23 protein-coding genes and 1 pseudogene are annotated in these 22,626 nt (G+C 75.3%); 13 read left to right on the top strand and 11 right to left on the bottom strand.

What is annotated here, in order from left to right; translation table 11 throughout:
• Position 1: 1 nt before the first annotated feature.
• From QSK03_RS00860 to QSK03_RS00845, 4 genes are read right to left on the bottom strand one after another with little or no spacing between them, the layout of a single operon-like run.
• Entirely contained in the window at positions 2 to 502 is a 501-nt protein-coding gene (locus tag QSK03_RS00860; protein ID WP_285648066.1) for a nuclear transport factor 2 family protein, read from the bottom strand.
• On the bottom strand, positions 499 to 1,497 hold the full coding sequence (locus tag QSK03_RS00855; protein WP_285648065.1) for an LLM class flavin-dependent oxidoreductase: 999 nt from the start codon (positions 1,495 to 1,497) through the stop codon (positions 499 to 501). The genes QSK03_RS00860 and QSK03_RS00855 overlap by 4 nt, the downstream gene beginning before the upstream one ends.
• Before the next feature lie 10 nt (positions 1,498 to 1,507).
• Entirely contained in the window at positions 1,508 to 1,939 is a 432-nt protein-coding gene (locus QSK03_RS00850) for a nuclear transport factor 2 family protein (protein ID WP_285648064.1), read from the bottom strand.
• Positions 1,936 to 3,138: a cytochrome P450 gene (locus QSK03_RS00845; protein ID WP_285648063.1), complete on the bottom strand. Its 1,203-nt coding sequence runs from the start codon at positions 3,136 to 3,138 to the stop codon at positions 1,936 to 1,938. Before QSK03_RS00845 ends, QSK03_RS00850 begins: the two co-directional genes overlap by 4 nt.
• Positions 3,139 to 3,305: 167 nt before the next feature.
• Here QSK03_RS00845 and QSK03_RS00840 point away from each other — a divergent pair, with 167 nt between their 5' ends.
• From QSK03_RS00840 to QSK03_RS00805, 8 genes and pseudogenes are all read left to right on the top strand, one after another.
• Positions 3,306 to 4,763: an FAD-dependent oxidoreductase gene (locus QSK03_RS00840; RefSeq protein ID WP_285648062.1), complete on the top strand. Its 1,458-nt coding sequence runs from the start codon at positions 3,306 to 3,308 to the stop codon at positions 4,761 to 4,763.
• Positions 4,764 to 4,791: 28 nt separating this feature from the next.
• The gene (locus QSK03_RS00835) at positions 4,792 to 5,817 is read left to right on the top strand and encodes an LLM class flavin-dependent oxidoreductase (protein ID WP_285648061.1); all 1,026 of its coding nucleotides are present in this window, start codon (positions 4,792 to 4,794) and stop codon (positions 5,815 to 5,817) included.
• Positions 5,814 to 6,863, top strand: a complete 1,050-nt coding sequence (locus tag QSK03_RS00830) for a Gfo/Idh/MocA family protein (protein ID WP_285648060.1) — start codon at positions 5,814 to 5,816, stop codon at positions 6,861 to 6,863. The genes QSK03_RS00835 and QSK03_RS00830 overlap by 4 nt, the downstream gene beginning before the upstream one ends.
• A 42-nt stretch (positions 6,864 to 6,905) precedes the next feature.
• Complete coding sequence (locus QSK03_RS00825) at positions 6,906 to 8,117, top strand: cytochrome P450 (protein ID WP_285648059.1); 1,212 nt, start codon at positions 6,906 to 6,908, stop codon at positions 8,115 to 8,117.
• 21 nt (positions 8,118 to 8,138) lie between these two features.
• Positions 8,139 to 8,342 (top strand): annotated as a pseudogene (locus tag QSK03_RS00820) (ferredoxin); the annotation flags it as partial.
• A gap of 20 nt (positions 8,343 to 8,362) precedes the next feature.
• Positions 8,363 to 9,109 (top strand): SDR family oxidoreductase, encoded by a 747-nt coding sequence (locus tag QSK03_RS00815; protein WP_285648058.1) that lies wholly within the window; start codon positions 8,363 to 8,365, stop codon positions 9,107 to 9,109.
• 18 nt (positions 9,110 to 9,127) lie between these two features.
• Positions 9,128 to 9,907 carry a metallophosphoesterase family protein gene (locus QSK03_RS00810; RefSeq protein WP_285648057.1) on the top strand — a complete coding sequence of 260 codons (780 nt, stop codon included), beginning with the start codon at positions 9,128 to 9,130 and terminating at the stop codon, positions 9,905 to 9,907.
• Positions 9,908 to 9,997: 90 nt separating this feature from the next.
• Positions 9,998 to 11,314, top strand: coding sequence for an MFS transporter (locus QSK03_RS00805; protein WP_285648056.1), 1,317 nt, complete (start codon positions 9,998 to 10,000; stop codon positions 11,312 to 11,314).
• Here the strand turns inward: QSK03_RS00805 and QSK03_RS00800 are convergent.
• Positions 11,283 to 12,314 (bottom strand): amidohydrolase family protein, encoded by a 1,032-nt coding sequence (locus QSK03_RS00800; RefSeq protein WP_285648055.1) that lies wholly within the window; start codon positions 12,312 to 12,314, stop codon positions 11,283 to 11,285. The genes QSK03_RS00805 and QSK03_RS00800 overlap by 32 nt on opposite strands.
• Positions 12,307 to 13,686 (bottom strand): metal-dependent hydrolase family protein, encoded by a 1,380-nt coding sequence (locus QSK03_RS00795; RefSeq protein WP_285648054.1) that lies wholly within the window; start codon positions 13,684 to 13,686, stop codon positions 12,307 to 12,309. Before QSK03_RS00795 ends, QSK03_RS00800 begins: the two co-directional genes overlap by 8 nt.
• A 121-nt stretch (positions 13,687 to 13,807) precedes the next feature.
• On the opposite strand from QSK03_RS00795, the gene QSK03_RS00790 reads away from it, so the two are divergent.
• Positions 13,808 to 14,596: an SDR family NAD(P)-dependent oxidoreductase gene (locus QSK03_RS00790; RefSeq protein ID WP_285648053.1), complete on the top strand. Its 789-nt coding sequence runs from the start codon at positions 13,808 to 13,810 to the stop codon at positions 14,594 to 14,596.
• 17 nt (positions 14,597 to 14,613) lie between these two features.
• Entirely contained in the window at positions 14,614 to 15,489 is an 876-nt protein-coding gene (locus QSK03_RS00785; RefSeq protein WP_285648052.1) for a TrmB family transcriptional regulator, read from the top strand.
• A 7-nt stretch (positions 15,490 to 15,496) separates the two neighbouring features.
• On the opposite strand, the gene QSK03_RS00780 is transcribed toward QSK03_RS00785, so the two are convergent.
• From QSK03_RS00780 to QSK03_RS00770, 3 genes are read right to left on the bottom strand one after another with little or no spacing between them, the layout of a single operon-like run.
• Complete coding sequence (locus QSK03_RS00780) at positions 15,497 to 16,255, bottom strand: SDR family NAD(P)-dependent oxidoreductase (RefSeq protein ID WP_285648051.1); 759 nt, start codon at positions 16,253 to 16,255, stop codon at positions 15,497 to 15,499.
• A complete protein-coding gene (locus tag QSK03_RS00775; protein WP_285648050.1) occupies positions 16,255 to 17,055 on the bottom strand; it encodes a sugar phosphate isomerase/epimerase family protein in 801 nt (266 codons plus the stop codon). Before QSK03_RS00775 ends, QSK03_RS00780 begins: the two co-directional genes overlap by 1 nt.
• Entirely contained in the window at positions 17,048 to 17,746 is a 699-nt protein-coding gene (locus QSK03_RS00770) for a ThuA domain-containing protein (protein WP_285648049.1), read from the bottom strand. The genes QSK03_RS00775 and QSK03_RS00770 overlap by 8 nt, the downstream gene beginning before the upstream one ends.
• A 93-nt stretch (positions 17,747 to 17,839) precedes the next feature.
• On the opposite strand from QSK03_RS00770, the gene QSK03_RS00765 reads away from it, so the two are divergent.
• Both QSK03_RS00765 and QSK03_RS00760 read left to right on the top strand, forming a co-directional pair.
• Positions 17,840 to 19,363, top strand: coding sequence for an FAD-dependent oxidoreductase (locus tag QSK03_RS00765; protein ID WP_285648048.1), 1,524 nt, complete (start codon positions 17,840 to 17,842; stop codon positions 19,361 to 19,363).
• A 141-nt stretch (positions 19,364 to 19,504) separates the two neighbouring features.
• Complete coding sequence (locus tag QSK03_RS00760) at positions 19,505 to 19,792, top strand: hypothetical protein (protein ID WP_285648047.1); 288 nt, start codon at positions 19,505 to 19,507, stop codon at positions 19,790 to 19,792.
• 4 nt (positions 19,793 to 19,796) lie between these two features.
• Here the strand turns inward: QSK03_RS00760 and QSK03_RS00755 are convergent, their stop codons facing one another.
• Both QSK03_RS00755 and QSK03_RS00750 read right to left on the bottom strand, forming a co-directional pair.
• Entirely contained in the window at positions 19,797 to 20,465 is a 669-nt protein-coding gene (locus QSK03_RS00755) for a TVP38/TMEM64 family protein (protein ID WP_285648046.1), read from the bottom strand.
• 13 nt (positions 20,466 to 20,478) lie between these two features.
• Positions 20,479 to 21,069 (bottom strand): putative glycolipid-binding domain-containing protein, encoded by a 591-nt coding sequence (locus QSK03_RS00750; RefSeq protein WP_285648045.1) that lies wholly within the window; start codon positions 21,067 to 21,069, stop codon positions 20,479 to 20,481.
• A gap of 115 nt (positions 21,070 to 21,184) precedes the next feature.
• Here QSK03_RS00750 and QSK03_RS00745 point away from each other — a divergent pair, with 115 nt between their 5' ends.
• Positions 21,185 to 22,615 carry a DUF7847 domain-containing protein gene (locus QSK03_RS00745; protein ID WP_285648044.1) on the top strand — a complete coding sequence of 477 codons (1,431 nt, stop codon included), beginning with the start codon at positions 21,185 to 21,187 and terminating at the stop codon, positions 22,613 to 22,615.
• Positions 22,616 to 22,626 lie beyond the last annotated feature (11 nt).

Raw genomic sequence — 22,626 nt, 5'->3', positions numbered from 1 at the left:
CTCAGCCGGTCTCGGGCTCCTTCCGGACGACCCAGGTCCACCCGTCGCGCGGGCCGCCCTCGACCAGCGCGGCCTCGATCCGGCGCTCGGCGATCCGCCACGCGCCGTCCGAGCGCACCAGCACGTCGACGTAGCGCAGGCCCACGCGCCACTGCGTCCCGTCGTGGTGCTCGTGCCCCGCCGAGCAGGACGACACCGCGTGCACACGCCCGTCGGCTTCCTCGGTGATGCGCACCTGGCCGAGGTGGTGGTGCGTCCGCCGGAACCCGCCCTGACCGCCCGCGAACCGCGCCCGCAGCGCCGCGCGGCCGCGCAGCACCCCGCCGCGGCCGGGGCCGAAGTCCATGACGGCGTCCGCGGTGAACAGGTCCACGACGGCATCCACGTCGTAGGAGTCGATCCGCTCGCAGTACAGCGCCAGAACGTCGGTGATCGCGGCGCGGTCGTGGGCGGCACGCAGAGCAGCGGAGCTGCCGCGCCGAAGGCCGAATACCGGGTTCACGATGCCTCCGGGGAGCGCAGACGGGGAAGCACCCGCTCGCCGACGGTCGCGACGCGGGTCAGGGCGGTGTCGAGGTCCGGCTCGGCGAAGAGCAGGCGGATCACGAGGTGGGCGCGCGACCAGGCCGCGAGTCCCGCTACCACGGCCCGCAGGCCGGCGACGACCTCGTCGACGTCGCCGCGGACCTGGAGGTGGGCGTCGGTGTCGGACGCCGCGACGGGCTCCGCGAGCCCCGCGTAGACCGCGCGCCCGCGCTGGATGTCCTCGTAGGCCTGCTGGGCGCGGGCGAAGCCGGCGCGGGCCTGCGCGGCGCCGCCGCCGGGCGCGTCCAGCACGCAGGTGACGACGACGCCGCGGACGAACGTCGGGTCGGCGGGGTCCCGGACCCCGGCCAGCGTCCGCGAGGCGGCCTCGACGATCGCCGGTTCGCCGCGCCCGACGAGGTGCCCGTCGGCCAGGCGCCCGGCCCGCGCGACGGCCCGGTCGGCGTAGCCGCCGAGCCACAGCGGGATCGGGCGCGCCGGCGTCGGCGTGACCCGCACGTCGTGCAGCCCCAGCGCCGGGGCGGAGAACGGCTCGCCCGTCCCCGCCGCGCGCAGCGCGCCCACGAGCGCCTCGAGGCGCTCGCCGCGGCGCGAGGGGTCGACGCCGAACGCCCGGTACTCGTGCTCGGCGTACCCGAGCCCGAGGCCGAGCAGGAGCCGCCCGCCGCTGAGCCGGTCGACGAGCGCGGCGTCCTCGGCGAGGCGCAGCGGGTGGTGCAGCGGGGCGAGCACCACGCCCGTCGCCAGCTCGATGCGGGAGGTCGCGGTGGCGCAGGCGGCCAGGACGGTCAGCGGCGAGGGCAGGTAGCCGTCGGGCAGGCCGTGGTGCTCGGTGACCCAGAACGCGTCGAAGCCGGCGTCCTCGCCCGCCCGGGCGAGCGCGACCGCGTCGGTGGGGTCGCCGTGCTGTCCGCTCCAGAGCCCGAGGCCGATCCGCAGGTCCTCTGTCATGGCCTGTCCGTCACAGCGTCAGCACGGCGCCGAGGCGGGCCCGCCACTCGCCGAGGTCCACGTAGTCGCGGACGCCGGTGATGAGGTCCCGCACGGGGTCGACCTCGACGACGCCGTGGCACGCGACGGCGTACTCCTCGCCGTCGATGCCGAAGCGGTCGACCCGCTCCAGCCATGACCGCTCGGGGGTGTGCGCGGCGGTGACGACGTCCCAGCGCACCCACTCCGACCGCGCGAGGATCGGCGCCAGCATGTCCCGCACGCCCGCCGGACCGACCACCGGCGGGTGCGGGACGTTCGCCCACATCGCGTCCTCGGCGAAGCAGGCGCCGGCGGCCTCGGCGTCGCGGGCCTCGACCGCGGCGAGGAACCGGCCGATCACCGGCGCCATCACGGGCTCGTGCCGATGGTCGAGCTCCCCTATCGGCGTGCTCCCCTTCATGCTTCGTCTCCGAACACGACGGGGTAGGACGCGAAGTGGTCGCGCGCCGAGTGCGGGTCGCGGCGCGGCGGCGCCGCCGGGTCCGGTCGGGCCCCCGCGGCGAGCAGGGCGTCGAGCATGAGGGTGACGGTGCCGAGGACCTGGGCGCCCTCGGCCGAGCCCGCGGCCGGCACCCCGCCCGCGAGCTCGGTGCCGATGCAGGCGTGCATGCCGCCGCCGAACGCGTGCCCCCAGCGCGGGACGTCGGACGGGACGTCGCGGGCCGGGTCGTACTCCGCGGGCCGGTCGAAGACCTCCGGATCGCGGTTGGCCGCGGCGATGTCGAGGACGACCTCGGACCCCTCCGGGATGTCGGTGCCGCCGCGCAGCGAGATCGCCGCCAGCGCGCGGCGGCGTGCCACGGGGCTCGCCGGGTGCAGCCGCAACGTCTCGTACACGCACGCCTGCAGCAGCGCGGGGTCGTGGCGGGCCTCCTCGGCGGCCTCGGGGTCGCGGGCCCGCCACGCGAACCAGTCGTCGACGGCGTGGGAGAACGCGTCGGCGGTGCTGTGGGAGCCGGCCTGCAGGTAGAAGGCGACCTCGCGGCGCAGCATGTCCCGGTCGAGGCCGAGATCGTCGCGGTGCCGCAGCAGCGCGGTGAGGACGTCGCGCGGCAGGTCGTCCTCGGGGACCTCCCCGGCCGCGAGCCGGTCGAGCAGCGCCTCGCGGCGGGCGATCGAGGGCGTCAGGAAGATCCTGTCGAACTCGTCGAGCGCCGCCGCGACCTCGGCGCGGACCTCGGCGGGGTCGCGCGTGGTGTGCACCAGCGTCGCGCCCTCGGAGAACTTCTTGGCGAACCGGTAGAGCGCGTCGGTCTCCGTGACGTCGGTGGTCGAGTGGTCCACCCCGGCCACCATCGCCGTCAGGTTCATGACCGTCCGGTAGCCGAGCTCGAGCAGGTCGGCGTGCCCGGCGGCGACGAAGGGCGCGAGGGTGTCGGTGACGACCTCGCGCAGGAACGTGTGCTCCCAGTGGCGGAACGTCCCGCGCCGGAACAGCCGGTTCTCCACCCGCCGCCGGGTGCGGTGCGCGGACCCGTGCAGCACGAGCAGGCAGTCGGCCATGACGACGCCGCCCGCGTCGTAGAGCGCCTGCTCGAGGTCGTGCTGACGGTAGGCCTCGCGGACGTCGGCGTAGCGGTCCAGGGTGATCGTGGACAAGGAGCGCTCCCTCGCGATCCGGCATCGGCGTGGCGTGACTAACGACGCTAGCAACGCGCCAGGGGCTGGTCGAGTGGCGCGGACGTCGTCAGGTGCTTGACGCCGCCCGGTGATCTGCCCACTCTGTGACCCGCCCCACCGCCGGACCCAACGTAGCGGGAGTCGCCGTGCCCGAGGTCGAGACGCTCGACGCCGACGTCGTCGTGCTCGGTACCGGTCCCGCCGGCATGGCGGCGCTCTCCGCCGCGGCCGACGAGGGCGCGTCGGTCGTCGTGCTCGAGGCCATGGACCACATCGGCGGCAACGCGGTCTGGTCCACCGGCTACCTGGCGTTCGTCGACTCGGCGATGCAGCGCGAGCAGGGCCTCGTCGACGACGAGGAGACCTTCGTCGCGGACGCCCGCGCGATGGTCGACGAGGCCCGCGACCGCTTCGGCGTCGAGTGGGACGAGGACCTGGTCCGGCTGTTCGCCCGCGAGAGCGCCGAGACCTACCGGCTGCTCACCGAGCGCGGCGTGCGCTTCAGCCGCTTCATCCCGCGCCCGCGCCAGCACACCGTCGACCGGATGGCGGCGGTGGAGGACAGCTGGATGCTCGGCCGGGCCTTCGCGCCCGACACGACGCGCCCCGGTGTGACGGTCCGGTACGGCACGGTGGCCGACCGCCTCGTCGTCACCGACGGCCGCGTCACCGGTGTCCGGGCGCACCGCCGCGACGACGACGCGCCCCTGGAGGTCACCGCGCGCCGCGGCGTCGTCCTGGCCACGGGCGGCTACCAGTCGAACCCCGAGCTGCGGCGCCGCTTCCAGCCCGAGGTGGTGGCCCGGGCGCCCTACCTGGGCATCGACACGTGCCGCGGCGACGGCCACCTCCTCGGCCAGGCGGTGGGCGGCGACCTGGTCAACATGACGTTCGTGCCGCCGCTCGTGATCGTCTCGTCGTCGGTCGTCGAGGACGCGATCGCGGTCAACACCGCGGGGGAGCGGTTCCACGACGAGGCCGGGCCGTACGAGGAGCGGGTCGACCGCCTCCACGAGCAGCCCGGGCGCCGGGCCTGGTACGTCGTCGACGACGAGGTCTTCCGGGAGAAGGCCACGCTGATCAGCCAGATGCCCGAGCCGCCGGTCTCCGCCGGGAGCCTGCCCGAGCTGGCCGCGGCCGTCGGCGTCCCGGCGGCGGCGCTCGAGGGCACCGTCGCGCGGTGGAACGACTTCCTCGCGGGCACCACGGACGACCGCGACCCCGACTTCGGCCGCGTGGTGCTCCCGCCCGGTCGCCGGACGTGCACCCGGGCGCCGTTCACCGCCGTGCCGATGGTGGAGGGCATCAACTTCTGCTGCGGCGGCTTCCGCGTCACCACCGACCTGCAGGTCCTCGACGTGTTCGGCGACGCGATCCCGGGGCTGTTCGCCGCGGGCGACTGCGTGGGCGGGCTCAACCCGGTCTCGGACCTCGGCGGGATCCACATCAGCGGCGGCTTCACGCTCGGCCGCGTCGCCGGGCGGGCCGCGGCGCGCGACGTCGCGGGCGGCGGCGGCCACGGATCGGTCCTCCACGCGGGGCTGCCGAGCATGCTCGACACCCGCATCGCGCTCGTGCGGCTCGATCCCGAGCCCACCTCCTGAGCAGTCCCGGACCCCCGAGGAGACGACGATGTCGGTCGGAGTGTTGTTCACGCAGGGCCAGGTCACCGGCGAGCCGCAGACCGTGCTGGCGGAGATCCTCGAGCAGGCCGAGGCCGCGGACCGGCTCGGCTTCTCGGCCGCGCTGACCACGGAGCACAAGGACTCCGACGAGTACTTCGGCGCGCCCCTGCACCTCGCCTTCGCGATCGCCGCCCGGACGCAGCGGGTCCGCGTCGGGACGGCGATCGCCATCGCCCCGCTCTACGCGCCGGTCGTCCTCGCGCAGGACGCCGCGATCCTCGACCAGCTCTCCGGCGGGCGCGCCTGGCTCGGGCTCGGCGCCGGCTACATGCCCGTCGACTACGCCGCCGCCGGCGTGCCCTGGGACGACCGGGCCCAGCGCTTCGACGAGACCGTGCGCATCGTGCGGGCGGCGCACACCCAGGAGCGCTTCTCCTTCGACGACCGGCTGCACCGCTTCGACGACCTCGCCGTGCTGCCGCGCCCGTTGCAGGACGGCGGCGTCCCGCTGCACCTCGCGGCCTGGACGCCCGGTGGCCTGCGCCGCGCCGGGCGCCTCGGCGACGGCTGGATCACCAACGCCCTGATGTCGCTGGACACCATGAAGGCCATGGCCGCCGACTACCGCGCCGCGGCGGAGGCCGCCGGCCGGCGCCCGCACGTGACCTCGATCCGCTTCTGCTGGCCGTACACCTCGCGCGAGGAGGCCCTGGAGCTCTTCGGCGACACCGCGCTCGCGATGGCCCGCACCCTGTTCGACTACGGCGCGATCACCGACCTGCCCGGCGTCACGAGCGCCGACCAGATCACCCTCGAGGAGTTCGTGCGCGACCGGTTCGTCTTCGGCACCCCCGAGGAGTGCGTCGAGACCATCGGGCGCTTCCGCGACGAGGCGGGCGTCGACGACTTCCTCATGATCTTCCGCTACCCGACCGGCCCGGACCACCGGTCGGTCCTGCGGGCCATGGAGCTGTTCGGGACCGAGGTGCTGCCCGCGCTCGACCGGTCGACCGTCCCCTCGGTCCCCGCGTGACGCCGCTGCGCATCGGTGTCGTCGGCCTGAACTACGCGGCCGGCACGCACCTCCCGGTCTACGCCGCGCTGGTCCGCGAGGGCCTGGTCGAGCTCGCCGCCGTCGCGACCGCGCACCGCGACACCGCCGACGAGGCCGCCCGCACGCACGGCGTCCCGCGGGCCCACGTGGGCTTCGAGGCGCTGTGCGCCGACCCGGACGTCGACCTCGTGGACGTGGCGACCCGGCCGAGCCGGCACGCGGCGATGGCAACGGCGGCGTTCGCGGCGGGCAAGCACGTGCTCTGCGAGGCGCCGCTGGCCCGCTCGACGGCGGAGGGGCTCGCGATGGCCGACGCGGCCGCGGTCTCGGGGCGGCTGGCGGTGGTCGACATGCAGTCGCGGTTCTGGCCGGGCCTGGCCGAGCTCCGCCGCCGCGTGTCCGAGGGCTGGATCGGTCGCGTCGACAACGTCGCGGTCCAGGCGTTCTACCCGACGTTCACGATGCCGGCCGCGGTGAGCGGCTCGGGGTGGTGCGCCGACGCCGCGCACGGGGCGAGCTCGCTGCGGGTCCACGGGCTGCACACCGCCGACATCCTGCGGTGGGTGTTCGGCGGGCTCTCCGACGTCCGCGGCGTGGTGGCGCGCCGCGCCCCCTCCTGGCCGGGCCCCGACGGGCCGCTGCCGGCCGACAGCGTCGACTCGGCGGCCTGGGTCGCCCGGCTCGACGGCGAGGGCCTGTGCTCGGTGCACAGCTCGTGGGTCGCGCCCGCCGGCGCGGGGTGGCGGCTCGTCGCGCACGGTTCCGAGGGGGTGCTGCTCGCCGAGGCGGCCGGGCACACGGGGCACTTCCCCGTGCGGCTCTCCGGGGCCCGCGCCGGCGAGGAGGTCACCGAGATCGTCGCCGCCGCCGGCGCCGCCACGGAGCCGTTCACCCGGCTCGTCCGGGCGCTCGTCGCGCGTGTGGCCGGGGACGACGCGGCCGGGGATCTGCCGACCTTCGCCGACGGCGTCGCCGCCCTGCGGGTGGCCGACGCCGTCGACGGCGGGTTGACGTCAGGGGACTGACGACTAGCGTCCGTGAGCCCGTCGGGGTCGAGGGAGGAAGCCGTGACCACAGCCGCCACCGGGGAATCGGTCGTCGTCACCCTGAGCACGTTCGCCGACGCCAAGGACGCCTACCGCAGCCGCGACCTGCGCCAGTCCCTCTACGACGAGGGCGAGGTCGTCATGGCCGACGTGCTGGTGAACCTGCACGGCACCGAGCACCGCGACCGGCGCCGCGTGGAGAACCGGATGTTCCGCCGCGACGTCTTCGAGCGCTACGAGCGCGACCTGTTCCCCGAGGTCACGGCCCAGACGCTCGCCCCGTACGTCGCCGCGGGCCACGTGGACCTCGTGCACCTGGGCCACGAGCTGATGCTCAACCTCGCCGCGCTCACCGCCGGGATCGACCGCCCGGAGGGCACCGCCGCCGAGACCGCCCGGCTGCACGCGCACATGATGCGGTTCATCGAGGGCGCGACGCTGGCGCACGCCACGGGCGACAAGGCCGCGAAGGCCGCGGAGGTGGCCCGGGCGCTCGAGGAGTGGGACGCCGAGTTCCTCGCGCCGTCGATCGCGCGGCGCCGGGAGATCCTGGCGGCCGGGGACGCGGAGGCACCCCGCGACGTCCTGACCACCCTGCTGCGTCACGCCGACGAGCTCGACCTGCCGCACCACGTCGTCCGCCGCGAGGTCGCGTTCTACCTGCTCGCCGGGGCCCACACGAGCGCGACCGCGTTCGTGCGCACCGTCGACCACCTGCTCGGCTGGTTCGCCGACCACCCCGGACGCGCGCACGCGCACACCGACCCGCTGTTCCTGCAGCGCGCCGTGCACGAGACGGTGCGGCTCAACCCGTCGAGCCCGGTCGGCAGGCGCCGGGCGCTCGCCCCGGTCGCGCTGCGCTCGGGTACGACGATCCCCGAGGGCGCCACCGTGGTGATCGACCTGCAGGCGGTGAACCGGGACACCACGCTCTTCGGGCCCGACGCGGCGGCGTTCGACCCGGACCGCACGGTGCCCGCGGGCGTCGCCCCGTTCGGGCTGAGCTTCGCCGCGGGGATGCACGTCTGCATCGGCCAGGACCTCGCGGCCGGCGTCGTGGCCCGCCCCGACACCGATCCCGACACCCACCTGTTCGGTCTCGTCACCGGCGCCGTGGGTCAGTTGTTCGCGGCGGGGGTCCGCCACGACCCCGAGCATTCGCCGGAGCGCGACACCACCACCGCCCGCCCGTACTGGGCGACCTACCCGGTGCTGCTCGGAGGAGGGTCGTGACCTACCGCAGAGGTCGACAAGGACATCTGCCTCAGCTCGGGGCGCTGCGTCGCCGAGCACCCCGACCGGTTCCGGTTCGACGACGACGAGGTCGCCGAGGGGGTGCCCGGCGCTCCGCCGCTGCCCGACGACACGGCGCTGCGCCTCGCCCGCGCCTGTCCGGCGACCGCGCTGCTGGTGTTCGATGCCGGGACTGGCGAGGAGATCGACATCTTCGCCTCGTGAGCACCTGAGCGGGAGGGCACGTGGACCTGGGGATTCGGGGGCGGCGCGCGGCGGTGGCCGCCGGGACGGCCGGGCTGGGGCGGGCGTGCGCGGCGGCGCTCGTCGCCGAGGGCGCCGAGGTCACCCTCTGCGGCTCCGACGCCGGGCGTGCCGAGGCGGCCGCCGCGGAGCTGGGCGCCGACTGGGCCGTCGCCGACCTCACCGACCCGGAGGCGGCCGCGGGGTTCGTCCGCGAGGTCGAGGCGCGCCACGGCGGGCTCGACGTCCTCGTCGTCAACGGCCCGGGGCCGGCCCCGGGACGCGTGGCCGACACCGCGCTGGGCGACTACCAGGCCGCGCTGGACCGCAGCCTGCTCGCGGTGGTCGGCATGTGCCTGGCCGCGGTGCCGGGGATGCGCGAGCGCGGCTGGGGGAGGGTCGTCGCGATCACCTCGCTGGGTGTGCGCCAGCCCTATCCGAACCTCGCGCTGTCGAACACCGCGCGCGCCGGGGCGACGGGCTTCCTGCGCACCCTCGCCCGCGAGGTGGCCGGGGACGGGGTCACCGTGAACTCGGTGCTCCCGGGCCTGCACGACACCGACCGCGTCCGCTCGGTCTACGCCGACCCCGCGGTGCGCGCCGAGGCCCTCGCCGGCGTGCCGGCCGGCCGCCTCGGCGATCCCGCGGAGTGCGCGGCGCTGGTCGCGTTCCTGTGCTCGTCGCCGGCCGCGTTCGTCACCGGGACCGCGATCCCGGTGGACGGCGGGGCGTACCAGGCCCTGCTCTGAGGCACGGGGGACCTGCCCATGATGCTCGCCCAGATCAGCGACACCCATCTCTCGGCGCCCCGCCCCGACGACGATCCGCACGGCCGGCCCGCCCGGGCCCGCACCCAGTGGGTGCTGGTGCGCGACGCGCTCCGGGCCGACCCGCCCGACCTCGTCGTCCACACCGGCGACATGGTGCTGGACGACCCGGACCGCACCGAGGACCACGCGGCCGCCCGCCGGGCGATCGGGGAGCTCCCGGTCCCGGTGCTCCTGGTGCCGGGCAACCACGACCTCGGCGACCACACGTCGATCACCGACGAGCGGCGCGTGGCCTACCTGCGCGTCTGGGGTGGCGACCGGTGGGTCCACCGCCACGCCGGCTGGCGGCTCGTCGGCATCAACTCGCTCCTGCTCGGGAGCGGGCTGTCCGCCGAGCGCGAGCAGGAGGACTGGCTCGACGACCTGCTGGCGAGCGGACCGGCCGAGCCGACCCTGCTGTTCTGCCACCAACCGCTGCTGCTGCCCGTCGTCGGCGAGGCCGAGCGCTGGGCGGTCCCGCCGAGCGGTCCCCGGGAGCGCCTCGTCCGGCGGCTGGCCGACGCCGGCGTCTCCGTCGTCGCCGGCGGGCACGTCCACCGCCACCGCGACGACACGATCGACGGGTTGCGTCAGATCACCGCGCCGAGCGTCGCGTTCGCCGTCCCGGAGCTCCCGTCGCCGCCGGGGGATCCCGACACCGGCTACCTCACCTACCGGCTCGCGGACGGTCCCCGGATCACGGTGGAGCGGCGGGTCGTCCGGCCCTCGTCGGCATGATCCGTCGACGGTGGTCCACCGTTCTTTGACAGGTACGTCGTCAGATACCTAACGTCTAACCTCCCGCCACGACGACGTCCGGGAGCGCGGATGTCCACGGAATCGACCGCCCTCCCGGCACCCGACGACGCGACCACCCGGCGGGCGCTGCGGCGCCTGCTCGCGGGCGGCGTCATCGGGTCGTTCGTGGAGTTCTACGAGTTCTCGGTCTACGCGGTGCTCGCCACCACGCTCGCGGCCGTGTTCTTCCCGTCGGTCGCCCCGACGACGGCGCTGCTCTCGACGCTCGCCGTGTTCGCCGTGGCGTTCTTCGCCCGCCCGCTCGGCGGCTTCGTGTGGGGCGCGGTCGGCGACCGGATCGGGCGCAAGCGCACCCTCGCGCTCACGGTCCTGCTGATGTCCGCGGCCACGGCGCTGATGGGCCTGCTGCCGGGCTACGCGGCGATCGGGCTCGCGGCGCCCGCGCTGCTCGTGCTCCTGCGGTTCGTGCAGGGCGTCTCGGCGGGCGGCGAGATCTCCGGGGCCGTCTCGTTCGTCGCCGAGCACGCGCCCGTCGACCGGCGCGGCTTCTTCGTCGGGATGATCTCCGTCGGCGCGGTCGTCGGGACCCTGCTCGGGAGCCTCCTGCCCGGGGCCCTGCTGCTGATGCTGACGACCGAGCAGATGCAGTCCTGGGGCTGGCGGATCCCGCTGGTGGTCGCCCTGCCGCTGGGTCTCGTCGGTCTCTACATCCGCCGGCGGCTCGACGAGACGCCCTACTTCCTGGCGCTGCGCGAGGAGCGCGCCCGGGCCGCGAACCCGGTGCGCGCCGCCCTGGCGGGCCACCGCCAGCGCCGCCTGCTCGTGATCGCGTTCTTCCTGGTCGCAGCCAACGCCTCGTCGTTCTACATGATCGTCGGCTACCTCCCCAGCTTCGCCACGAAGAGCCTGGCGCTGACCGGCGTGCAGGCCTTCGCGCCCTCGGTGATCGCGCTGGCGGCCTGCCTGGTCGCCGAGGTGGGCGGCGCCCGGCTCTCGGACCGGGTCGGGCGGCGGACCGTGCTGCTGGCGAGCCTCCTGGGCCTGCTCGTGCTCTCGTACCCCAGCTTCCTGCTCATCACCTCGGGGACGTTCGGGCTCATCGCCTGCGGGCTGGTGCTCTTCGGGCTGCTGGCCGGCGCCTACGCCGCCGTGATCAACGCCGCCCTCGTCGAGCTCTTCCCGACCCGGGTCCGGGTCAGCGGCCACGGGATCACGTACAACCTGTCGGTCGCCCTCTTCGGCGGCTCGGCGCCCTACCTGCTGACCTGGCTCGGGGGCGTCACCGGCTCGACGATGGTCGGCGCGTACTACGTCATGGTGCTGGCGGTGGTCTCGCTGCCGGCGGTCCTCGCGCTCAGGGAGACGGCGAGGAAGCCACTGCCGTAGGGATCCGCAGCAGGCGCTCGGCGTTGGCCGTCAGCTCCTGCGCCCACGGTCCGGTCGGGGTGTCGTCGGCGTCCGAGTCCCAGCCGGCGAAGTTGGTGCCGAACACCAGGCGAGCCCGGTCAGCCCGGTCCGCGAGCAGCGCGAGCGAGCCCTCGTCGTGCACGTGGACGTCGAGCCAGAGACGGCGGAAGAAGGGCTCGAAGCCGTGCTCGCGCAGCGCCTCCGAGGCCCAGGGTCGCTTGCGGGCCGCCCGGGCGAAGCGCCCGGCGAGGAACGCCGCGGCGCCGCCGCCGTGGGACAGGCAGACGTCCAGCTCCGGGTGCCGTTCGAGCACGCCGCCGAAGACCAGCGCGGCGACCGCGAGGGTCTCGTCGTAGGCGAAGCCGCACTGCAGGTCGAGGTCGAACCGGCGCAGTCGCGGGTCGGCGGGCGGGCCGTCGGGACCGATCGGCGAGGGGTGCACGAACAGCGGGACGTCGAGGTCCACGACCGCCTCGTACAGCGCGTCGAGCGCCGGGTCGTCGAGGGTCCGCCCGGCCGGGTCGGTGTCGAGGTAGATCGCGCTCATCCCGAGGTCGCGCACCGCGCGGAGGGCCTCGGCGATCGACGCCGCGACGTCCTGGACGGGTAGCTGGGCGGCCGCGAGGAGCCGGTCGGGATGCTTCGTGACGAGGGTGGCGAGCCCGTCGTTGTGGCGGCGCGCGAAGGCGACGGCGTCGTCGACGGGAAGGTCGCCGAAGTAGGTCAGGGGGTTGGGGGAGAGCAGCTGGCGCCCGATCCCCGCCGCGTCCATGGCCGCGAGGCGCACGTCGACGTCCATGAAGGGGCTGCCCTCGTACCGGACGCCGTGCAGGACGTAGTCGCCGACGCGGTAGAACGGCCGGCCGTCGTCGGACGTGCCGAGCTCCGGTCCGGCGGCCCCCGCCGCGCCCTCGGACGAGCGCAGGACGGCGTGGGCGTGCACGTCCAGCACGCCGTCGAGCACGCCCGGCTCAGACATGCGACAGGCGCTCGAGGTCCTCCTCGGTGAGCGCGAGCGAGCGCGTCAGCGGGCAGGCGGCGAGGAAGCGGACCTGGTCGGACGCACGCTGCTTGTGCTCCGGGATCGGCGTGACGAGGTCGGTGCGGCGCCCATCCTTGATCACCTCGACGATCCTCTGCTTGTCCTGGAGGACCTTCACGTCGCGCAACGGGTCGCCGTCGACGACCAGCACGTCGGCGACCTTCCCGGTCTCGAGCGTGCCGACCCCGTCCGGGCCCTCCATCCGCATCGCGAACGCCCCGTTGCGGGTCGCGGCGACGATCGCCTCCATCGGGGTCATCCCCATGTAGTCGACGAACATCTCCAGCTCGCGGGCGTGCCACTCGCCGATCGGCGTCACCGCGAAGCCGGTCTCCGAGCCGGTGAGGAAGCGGACCCCGGCGGCGTGGGCCTTGGTCAGCTGCTTCGCCGTCACCTCGATCTCGGCGCGGAACACGTCCAGCAGCTCCGGCGCGGTGCCGATCTTCTCGCCGTAGTCGGCGAGGTTGCCGAGCAGCGTGAACGTCGGGCACATCGACGCGCCGGCCTCGACGACGGCCTCGATGGCCTCGTCGTCGAGGTAGGAGGCGTGGTAGATCAGGTCGACACCGGCCCGGGCGGCGTCGCGGGTGGAGTCGGAGTTGCGGCAGTGCGCGACGACCTTGGTGTTCAGCTCGTGCGCGGTGTCGCAGACGGTGCGCAGCTCGTCGATGTTCCAGACCTTGACCTCGGGGCCCTTCATCGAGGGGATGAGGCCCGTGACCATGATCTTGATCCAGTCGACGCCGTACTTGATCTGCCGCCGGATCTCGTTGACCATCACGTCCCGGCCGGTGACCACCGTCGCGTAGCCCGTGCGGCCCTCGTCTTTGATCATCCGGCCGGCCGTGCCGCCCAGCATCGTCATCAGCGCCTGGCCGCCCGCGCGCATCCGCGGGCCCTCGACGATCCCGGACTCGATCGCGTCGCGGAGCTCGCAACCGATGTTCCAGAGGCAGTCGGCGTCGAGCACGCTCGTGACGCCGGCACGCAGCACCTTGCGGGCGTTGTAGGCCGAGAGCATCGAGCTGTAGGCCTCGGTGCGGTGGTGGAAGAGCTCGTCGTTGCCGGTGGGCTCGCCGAAGGTGAGGTGGGTGTGGGCGTCGATGATGCCCGGCATGACGGTCTTCCCGGTCGCGTCGACGCGCTCGGTGGCCACGTCGGCGCCGGCGGCGGCTCCGGCGCCGAGGGCGGCGATGCGCCCGTCGCGCAGCAGCACGTCCTCGCCGGGACGCGCCGCGGCGCCGGTGCCGTCGACGACCGTGCCGCCGTGGATCAGGATGCTCGCCATCGCGCCTCCCGGGTCGGGCATGCGCCGTCAGGATGCTGACGACTAGTGGTGCTCCCGCTCGTACCTGGGTCTCAGTGTCCCACACGGACCGCCGATCGCTCGGTGATGGACGCGATCGATCAGCACGATTAGCGTCGTTACCGTGACGACGACGTGGGCAGTGATCACCGGGGCGGGTCGGGGGATCGGCGCCGTCCTGGCCCGGCACGCCGCCAAGGAGGGCTACCGGGTCGCGGCCTGGGACCTCGACGGCGAGGCGGTGCGCGCGGTGTCGGCCGAGATCGGCGAGGCGTGCGTGCCGAACGTCGTCGACGTCGCCGACGAGAGCTCGGTCCGGGCGGCGATGGCCGAGTTGCCCGCCGCGCCGGCGCTGGTGGTGAACAACGCCGGCATCGTCCGCTTCGGCCCCCTGCTCGAGCTCGCCGCCGCCGACTTCCGGGCCGCGCTGGACGTCAACCTCACCGGCTCGTTCCTCGTGGCGCGCACCGCGGCCGCGCGCATGGTCGCCGAGGGCACGGGCGGTGCCGTCGTCAACATCTCCTCGATCAACGGGCTGGCCGCGGCCCCCGGTGCCGGCGCGTACACGTCGTCGAAGGCCGCGGTCGTCAAGCTCACCGAGCACATGGCCCTGGAGTGGGGCGGTCACGGCATCCGCGTGAACGCGGTCGCGCCCGGCCTCATCGACGCCGGGATGTCGGAGCCGATCAACGCCGACCCCGCGGCGCGCCGGGCGCGGTCCGGGCGCGTCCCGCTCGGGCGTCTCGGCACCGCGCAGGACGTCGCCGAGGCCGTGCTCTTCCTCGGCTCCGACAAGGCGGCCTACATCACCGGGCAGACGATCGCCGTCGACGGCGGGATCACCCGCGGCGCCCTCAACGCCATGCCGCGCGGCGCGGCCACCGACCCCGCCACCGCCCCGACCGAGCACTGACCTGGAACGATGGGGCCATGTCGCAGCAGAGCGTCATCGACGAGCTCGGCCGTCTCGGGATGTCGGGCTACGAGGCCAAGGCCTACGTCGCCCTGGTGGCCGCCGGCACGCCGCTGAACGGCTACGAGGTCGCGAAGCGCTCGGGCGTGCCGCGCAGCACGGTCTACGAGACGCTCGGCAAGCTCGTCGGCCGGGGCGCCGCCTACGAGGTGCACGCGGGCGAGGGCAGCGTCGGCTACCTGTCCCTGCCGCCGGCGTCGCTGCTCGAGCGGATGCGCCGCGAGTTCGACGCCTCGATGGACGCGCTGAACACCGAGCTGCCCCGGCTCGCCGCGCCGCCCCAGGTGCGCATCGTCCACAACCTCACCGACCGCGACTCCCTGCTCGCCCGCGCCGGGGACGTCGTGGGCGCGGCCCGCAACGACCTCTTCCTCTCGGGCTGGCCCGCGGAGCTCACGCCGCTCAAGGCGGCGGCCCGCCGCGCGGAGACCGAGGGCGTCGACGTCTCCGTGGTCAGCTTCGGCGAGGACCCCGAGCCGGTCGGGACGACGACCGTGCACCGCTTCTCGTCGCCGGAGGTCGCCCTCGAGAACCTGGGCTGCCGGCTGCTGGTGGTCGCCGCCGACCGCGAGCAGGCCGTCATCGGGGGCGTCGTGGGCGACGACGCGTGGGGCGTGTTCACCGACGATCCCGCCGTCGTCCTCGTCGCGGTCGAGTACGTGCGCCACGACATCGCCATGCACCTCATCGCCGAGAAGCTCGCCCCCGAGGACTTCGAGACGTTCTGGGCGAACGACCCCGCGATCGCGCGCCTGCGCGCCGACCACGGCATCCCCGCGGCGCTGCTCAAGCTCGGCGGGCACGAGGCCCCCGCCCGCCGGCGTCGACGGTAGGTGCGCCTCAGGCGTTCGTCACGCCGAGGCCCAGCCCGCCGTCGACGGTGAGGACGTTCCCGGTCACCCACTCCGCGCCGAGCAGGTACTCGACGGCCTCGGCGACCTCGTCGGTCGTGCCGGGGCGGCCCAGCGCGTGCGCCGGGCCCAGCGCCTCCATGCGCTCGGCGGCGGTGGCGTCGTCGAACAGCCCCGCCCGCTGGTTGATCTCGGTGAGCACGCCGCCGGGACGCACGCAGCTGACGCGGACGCCGCGCGGGCCCAGCTCGGCGGCGAGCACCCCGGTCAGCGTCTCGAGCGCACCCTTCGTCGCGGCGTAGGGGGATGCGCCGGGGAAGGCCCGCTGGGTGTGCACCGACCCGAAGAACACCACGGCCCCGCCCGACGCCTCCAGGTGCGGCAGCGCCAGGCCGGTGAGCAGCATCGGCGCGACGGTGTTGGACGCGAAGACGTCGTGCAGTCCCTGCTCGGTCAGCTCGGCGAGCGCGCCCCGGTACATGTTCGCGGCGCCGTGCACGATCGCGTCCAGCCCGCCCCCGTGCTCGACCGCGGCGTCGACCATCGCGCGCCGGTCGGCGTCGACCGTGACGTCGCCCGCGACGGGCCGCGCGCCCGACCGCTGCGCCACCGCGGCGATCCTCTCGGCCCGCCGCCCCGTCACGGTCACCCGCGCACCCGCCGCGGCCAGGCGCTCCACGACGGTCGCGCCGATGCCCGATCCCCCTCCGGTGACGAGAACGGACATGCCGGCGATCGCTCGGGCCATCAGCGGGCTCCTTCTCGGGCGGTGAGGACGGTCTCGGCGGCCAGCCGCAGCAGGAGGGCGCGCTCGAGGGGCGCGGTGGTCGCCGCCAGCCGGTCGGACTGGACCTCGACCGCGAGCGGGACTCCCGCCGGCAGGCCCGCGACGAAGCCGCCGAGGTCGAGCCCGCCGTGCCCCGGCGGGACGCGGTCGTGACGGGCCTCGCGGACGAGCGCGTCGGGGTCGGACGGGACGGTGGCCGGGTCGGCGAGGTCGGTGAGCTGCGCGTACCCGGTCAGCGCCGGGTCGGCGGGGCGGGTGAGGTCGTCGCCGGCGCGGTGCAGGTGCAGCGGGTCGAGCAGCACGGTGACCCCGTCGCCGACGGCGCGGGCGACGTGCTCGGCCGCGTCCCGGGTCCGGACGCCCGTGAAACGCATCGGCTCCAGCGCGACCCGGGTCCCCGACCCGCGCAGGCGGGCCGCAAGCTCGGCGACCCGGGCGGTCGTCACGTCCTCGTCGGGGGTGTCGGACACGGTCAGCAGGAACCGGGCGCCCAGGTCGGCGGCGACGTCCGCCAGGGCGCGGTCGGCGTCGGCCAGGGGCTCGGTGCCGAGCCGGACGACCTCGACGTCGAGCAGCCCGATCCCGTCGCGCGCGAGCGCCGCGGTGACCGCGGCGCGCTGCCCCCGCGGGTCGGCGAGGCGGACACCGGCGAGGTCGTAGCCGGCCGCGGTCGCGCAGGCGACGACCTCGGCCGGGGCGAGGTCGAGCACGCAGCCGGCGGACAGCGACAGCGCGTGGCCAGGAGGGATGTGATCAGGCACCGAGCGCCCACCGCGCGGCCCGCGTGACGATCTCCGCGTGCTCGGGCACCGTGTACGACGGCGGGTGGTGGCCGAGGGCGTCGTAGACGACGCGGCCGCCGCCGTGCTCGCGGGCCCAGAGCAGGGGCATGACGCGCCCGTCCGGCCCGGGCTGGGGTGCGGTGAGCTGCGGGTCGATGTCGGCGGCGAGCTCCATGTCGCCGTAGACCTCGTCGACGAGGCAGAAGTCGTCCACACCGTGCACGAGGGCGTCGTTACCCGTCACCGACACCGCGATCTCCGGCCCCAGCGGCGGGTGCTGCGAGTGCCCCCACACCCAGCGTGCCCCCAGGGCTGCGTGCCATGCCGGCCAGTCGTCGAAGCACAGCGCCGCGGTGTGCATCGCGAGCACGCCGCCACCGCCGGCGAGGTGGTCCGCGAACGCCGCCCGGGCGGCCGGCGACGGGCTCGCACCCTCGGCGCCGGCCTGCTGCCGGTAGCGGTCGGGCACCCCGGGGCCCGTCATCGTCCAGCGCAGCGCGTTGACCACGAGGAGGTCCGCGCCGGGCAGGGCGAGCAGCGCCGCGTCGACCCCCTCGACGCCCTCGTGGATCTCCGCCGTCACACCGAGCGGGCGCAGCAGCTCGACGAGGCAGGACGTGGTGGCCGGGAAGTCGTGGGTCAACCCGCCGGACAGCACCACCGCGCGCATCGCGACTCCCTCGTCGTCAGCTCTCTCACCACTACGCCGGACCCTACCGCGACATCCGGCCCGCCCCGGCTCCCGCGGCTAGGGTCGGCGTCCGTGTCCGGCCCGTTCCGCCCCCACCACCACGTCGTCGCCCGCCCCGACCTCCCGCAGCGCGTCGGACCCGACGCGACCGCCGTCGTCGTCGGCGGCGGGATCGCGGGCGTGACGGCCGCGCTGGTGCTCGCCGAGCGCGGCGTGCGGGTGGAGCTGCTGGAGGCCGCGCCGCACCTCGGCGGCCGGCTCGGCACGTGGGACCGGCGCCTTCCCGACGGCAGCGAGGTCGTCGTCGAGCACGGCTACCACGGCTTCTTCCGCCAGTACTACACGCTGCGCGACGTCCTGCGCCGGATCGACCCGGCGCTCGGCTTCCTGCGCGACGTCGGCGGCTACCCGATCGCGAGCCGTCCCGCGGTGGGCTGGGAGTCCGAGGACTTCACCGCGCTGCCGCGCACCCCGCTGCTCAACCTCGCGGCGCTCGTCCTGCGCTCACCGAGCTTCAAGCTCCGCGAGCTGCGGCACGTCAACGCGGACGAGGCGCTCGCGATGCTGCGCTACGACCCGGTGCGCACGTACGCCGAGCACGACCACCGCAGCGCGCAGGAGCTCCTCGACTCGCTCGGGTTCTCCGACCGCGGCCGCGCGATGCTCTTCGAGGTGTTCGCGCACTCGTTCTTCAACGTCGAGCAGCGCTACTCCGCGGCCGAGTTCCTCGCGATGTGCCACTTCTACTTCACCGGCAACCCCGAGGGCCTGGGCATGGACGCCCCGACCGAGGACTACCGGACGGCCCTGTGGGAGCCGTTCACGCGGCTGCTCGAGAAGCACGGCGCGACGGTGACGACGCGCGCCCGGGCGGTGTCGCTGCGCCCGGACGGTGCTCGGGGCTGGGCCGTGGAGGTCGACCGCGAGCCCGCCCGCCACGCCCGTCACCTCGTCGTCGCCACCGACGTCCCCGCCACCCGCGACCTCGTCGCCGCCTCGCCCGAGCTCGTCGCCACGGCCCCGGGGCTCGCGCGGCGGATCGCCGGTCTCCCCGGCGGCGAGCCCTACGTCGTGGCCCGCCTGTTCTGTGAGGGCGACGTCGACGCGGGCCGCGCGGTGTTCACGGGGGTCACCCGGGAGCGGGTCCTGGACTCGGTGAGCCTGTTCCACCGCCTCGAGGGCGGCGCGGCGCGGTGGGCGCGGGACCGCGGCGGCTCGGTGGTCGAGCTGCACTCCTACGCCTGCCCCGCGGGGGAGTCCCTCGACGCCCTGGTGGCGGCCATGCGCGAGGAGCTCACGGCGCTGTGGCCCGAGGCGGGGGACCTGCGCGTGCTCGACGTCGACGCCCACCGGTACACCAACGCGCCGGGCTTCGACCCCGGCTACCACCTCGTGCGCCCCGGCGTCCTCACCGACGCCCGCGGCCTGCGGCTGGCAGGCGACTGGGTGGCGAGCGACGTCCCGTCGGCGCTCATGGAGCGCGCCGCGGTCACCGCGGTCACGGCCGCCAACGACGTCCTGCGCGAGGAGGGCGCCGCCCCCGAACCGATGCGCTCGATCCCGCCCCGCGGCGTCCTCGCCCGCCGCCGTACGTGAGCGAACTTCCGGGCTATCACACCAAAGATCGCTCACATGGGGCGAGCAGGGCGGGACGGGCGGGGACGCGATACCGTGCCCGCGCCGGCGACGGGGGTCGCGGCCCCGGGGTGCGCCGGGACGATCTGGAGGGACACCCGAGTGCCGAACCGACGGATGGCCGCCGTGCTGCTCGCCGGAGGCGTGGGCCTCGCCGCCCTGAGCGCCTGCAGCTTCCCCGCCGAGCCCGCTCCGGACTCGCCGGCCAGCCCCTCGGGCTACTCGACCGAGGGCTTCCCGCCGCCCGGCCCGGCACCGCAGCCCGGCGTCATCACGCCGAACCCGGTGGTCGAGCCCGGCCCCTCGCCGAACGAGCCCCAGGCCCCCGCCGGGGCGCCGCAGGGCGCCGAGCCCGCGCCGAGCTCCAGCGCGGCGCCGTCGGGTCCCTGAGCCGTCACTCCGCGGGCTCGGCGCCCGGACGCTCCGGCGCCCGGGCGCAGAGCAGCACGCCCGCCAGCCCGATCGCGCCGCTGACCAGGAACACGATCAGCATCGGCGGGGAGAACGACCCGGTGGCGGCGTCGCCCAGCAGCACGACCGCGGCGGTGCCGGGCACCAGACCGATCGCGGTGCCGAGCAGGTAGGGGCGCCAGCGCACCGTCGTGACCCCGAACGTGTAGTTGAGCGGGGCGAACGGGATCGCCGGCACGAGCCGCGTCGAGGTCACCGCGAGCAGGCCCCGCGAGCTCAGACGCGCCTCGAGCATCCGCACCCGGCCCGGACCGAGGCGCCGCACCGCCCGGCCGCCGAGGCGACGCACGACCGCGACGGCGACCACCGCGGAGATCGTGCTGGCCACGAGGCAGAGGCCGAGCCCCAGCCACGGGCCGAACAGCAGGCCCGCGGCCAGCGAGAACGCCGTCCGCGGCACCGGGGTCACCGTGACCACCGCGTGCAGGGCGAGGAACGCCGCGGGCGCCCACGCCCCGAGCGCGGCCACCCGGTCGCGCAGCTCCAGCGGCGTCGGCAGCGGCACCGTCAGCGCGAGCACGACCAGCGCCAGCAGCACGACCGCGAGCACCACCCAGTGGGCGCGGCCGGGCGGACGCCGCGGGTCGGACACCGATCGAGGGTACTCAGGCGACCCGCGAGAACAGGCCCTGATACGCCACCACGAGGCCCAGGGGGTCGACCGTGAGCGCGAACTCGCCGTAGGTCGGGTCGGCGTAGGTGTAGGTCGCGAGGCCCCGGGCGTCGTCGGGCCCGCGGCGGTAGACCTGGCGCACGCGGTGCACCGCGAGCGACGGCACGTCGAGCCAGGCGACGTCGATCGCCGCCTCCCCGCCCACCGGCAGCCCGAGGCGGCGCACCGGCAGTGCGTTGGTCAGCGGGGTCGCCGAGACGTCGACGTCGGTGCAGCCGCGCAGCTCCGGCCACGGCCGCCCGTCGAGGGTCCACTCACCGAGGGCGTCCACCGACAGGGTGACGCGCTCCAGCCCGTCGTCGCCGAGCACCTCGACGAAGACCGTGCGGGTGAGCCAGGTCCGGTCGGCGACGACGGAGAACCGCAGCGACCACACGCCGGCGCCGTCGCGCATCACGGCCGAGCCGTCGAGCAGGTAGGCGCCGTCGGGGTGCGACGCGTCGGGGACGAAGTCGGAGAGCGCGCCGTGGGCGAGACCGTCGGAGACGTCGAGCCGCCGCCACAGCGCCGCGTTCAGGGCCACGGCGTGATCGTGGCAGACACCCCGGCGGCGACCCGCGCGTGCCACGAGGACACGCGTGGGACGATCGCGACGTCATCTCCTCCGGCGTGGGGGACACCGACGCGGAGAGGGGAGCGTGCCCGAGGTGAGTGGTCCGGCGTCGGGGGACGGGTCCGGGGGAGAGCACGAGGAGAGGACTCCGGACACGGGCTCGGAGAAGGCCGCGGAGACCACCGGGCCGCATGCCCCGGACCAGGCCGTCGAGCGCCCCGCCGGGCAGCAGACCGCGGCCTCGGACGTCCCCGGCGACGAGCCCACGCCACCGCACGGCACCCCCGGCCCCACGACCGTGCCGGCCTGGGACCCGGGCGCGGGCTCCGACGCCGGAACCGGGCAGGCGGCGGGTCAGCAACCCGGAGGCCCGGCCTACGGAGCCCCACCCCACGGAGGTCCCCCGCACGGAGGCCAGCAGCCCGGACCCGCGGGAGCCGGTGGCTTCGGGCACCCCGCGCCCGGCGGTCCGCCCGGTCCCACCTACGGCGGCGCGCCGGGCTACGGGCAGCAGCCGCCGCCCGGGGCCCCGTACGGCGGTGGCGCTCCCGGGGGCTTCCCCGGCGGATTCGGGATGCCGCCGCGCGCCCCGAAGCCCGGCATCGTCCCGCTGCGGCCCCTCGGTCTCGGCGAGATCCTCGACGGCGCACTGGGCTACATCCGCGCGCACCCCCGGGTCGTGCTCGGCACGTCGGCCGTGGTCGCGGTGATCACCCAGGCCCTCGCGACGGTCCTGCAGGTGTTCGTGCTGCGGTCGACGACGCAGGCGGGCACCACGCCGGACCTCGCGCAGCTCACGAGCCTGCTGGCCGGCACCGGCATCACCGGCGTCGTCACCACGATCGTCACGATCATCGCCGTCGCCGTGCTGACGGGCATCCTCATGGTCACGATCAGCCGGTCGGTGCTCGGCTCCCCGGTCGAGGCCGGCGAGGTGTGGCGCGCGGCCCGCCCGCGGATCCCGGGCGTCATCGGCGTGTCCCTGCTCGTCGCCCTCATCGCCGTCGGGCTCGTGGTGATCGGCACCGTGCCGGGCCTGCTCCTTCTCCTCGTCGACGGCACGCTCGGCGGGGTCGTCATCGCCCTCGGCGTCATCGCCGCGATCGTCGTCGCGATCTGGATCTCGGTGTCGCTGTCGCTGGCCACTCCCGCCTACGTCCTCGAGGGGATCGGGGTCACCGAGGCGCTGCGGCGCTCGTGGTTCCTCGTGCGCGGGCGGTTCTGGCCGGTGTTCGGTATCCAGCTGCTCGGCGGCCTCATCGCGTTCGTCATCGCCGGCGTGATCACCGCGCCGTTCCAGCTCGTCGGCACCCTGCTCGCCGGTGGCTCCGCCAACCCGGCCGCCGCGACGACGTCGCTGCCGGTCCTGCTGCTCACGGCCCTCGGGGCAATCATCGGTTACACGCTGACGACGCCGTTCCAGTCCGGGGTCACCGGGCTGCTCTACGTCGACCAGCGCATGCGCCGGGAGGGCTTCGACATCGAGCTGCAGCGCGCCGCCGCGGGCGGGCGCTGACGGTGCAGCCC

The sequence above is a fragment of the Actinomycetospora sp. NBRC 106375 genome (assembly GCF_030269665.1).
Classification (GTDB): Bacteria; Actinomycetota; Actinomycetes; order Mycobacteriales; family Pseudonocardiaceae; genus Actinomycetospora.
This window is presented reverse-complemented; position numbering and strand designations above follow the sequence as displayed.

Bases quoted from the DNA above. Each gene is read 5' to 3' on its own strand.
- QSK03_RS00855 (WP_285648065.1), bottom strand. From the start codon at position 1,497: ATGACAGAGGACCTGCGGATCGGCCTCGGGCTCTGGAGCGGACAGCAC.
- QSK03_RS00850 (WP_285648064.1), bottom strand. From the start codon at position 1,939: ATGAAGGGGAGCACGCCGATAGGGGAGCTCGACCATCGGCACGAGCCC.
- QSK03_RS00835 (WP_285648061.1), top strand. From the start codon at position 4,792: ATGTCGGTCGGAGTGTTGTTCACGCAGGGCCAGGTCACCGGCGAGCCG.
- QSK03_RS00810 (WP_285648057.1), top strand. From the start codon at position 9,128: ATGATGCTCGCCCAGATCAGCGACACCCATCTCTCGGCGCCCCGCCCC.
- QSK03_RS00805 (WP_285648056.1), top strand. From the start codon at position 9,998: ATGTCCACGGAATCGACCGCCCTCCCGGCACCCGACGACGCGACCACC.
- QSK03_RS00800 (WP_285648055.1), bottom strand. From the start codon at position 12,314: ATGTCTGAGCCGGGCGTGCTCGACGGCGTGCTGGACGTGCACGCCCAC.
- QSK03_RS00795 (WP_285648054.1), bottom strand. From the start codon at position 13,686: ATGCCCGACCCGGGAGGCGCGATGGCGAGCATCCTGATCCACGGCGGC.
- QSK03_RS00785 (WP_285648052.1), top strand. From the start codon at position 14,614: ATGTCGCAGCAGAGCGTCATCGACGAGCTCGGCCGTCTCGGGATGTCG.
- QSK03_RS00780 (WP_285648051.1), bottom strand. From the start codon at position 16,255: ATGGCCCGAGCGATCGCCGGCATGTCCGTTCTCGTCACCGGAGGGGGA.
- QSK03_RS00770 (WP_285648049.1), bottom strand. From the start codon at position 17,746: ATGCGCGCGGTGGTGCTGTCCGGCGGGTTGACCCACGACTTCCCGGCC.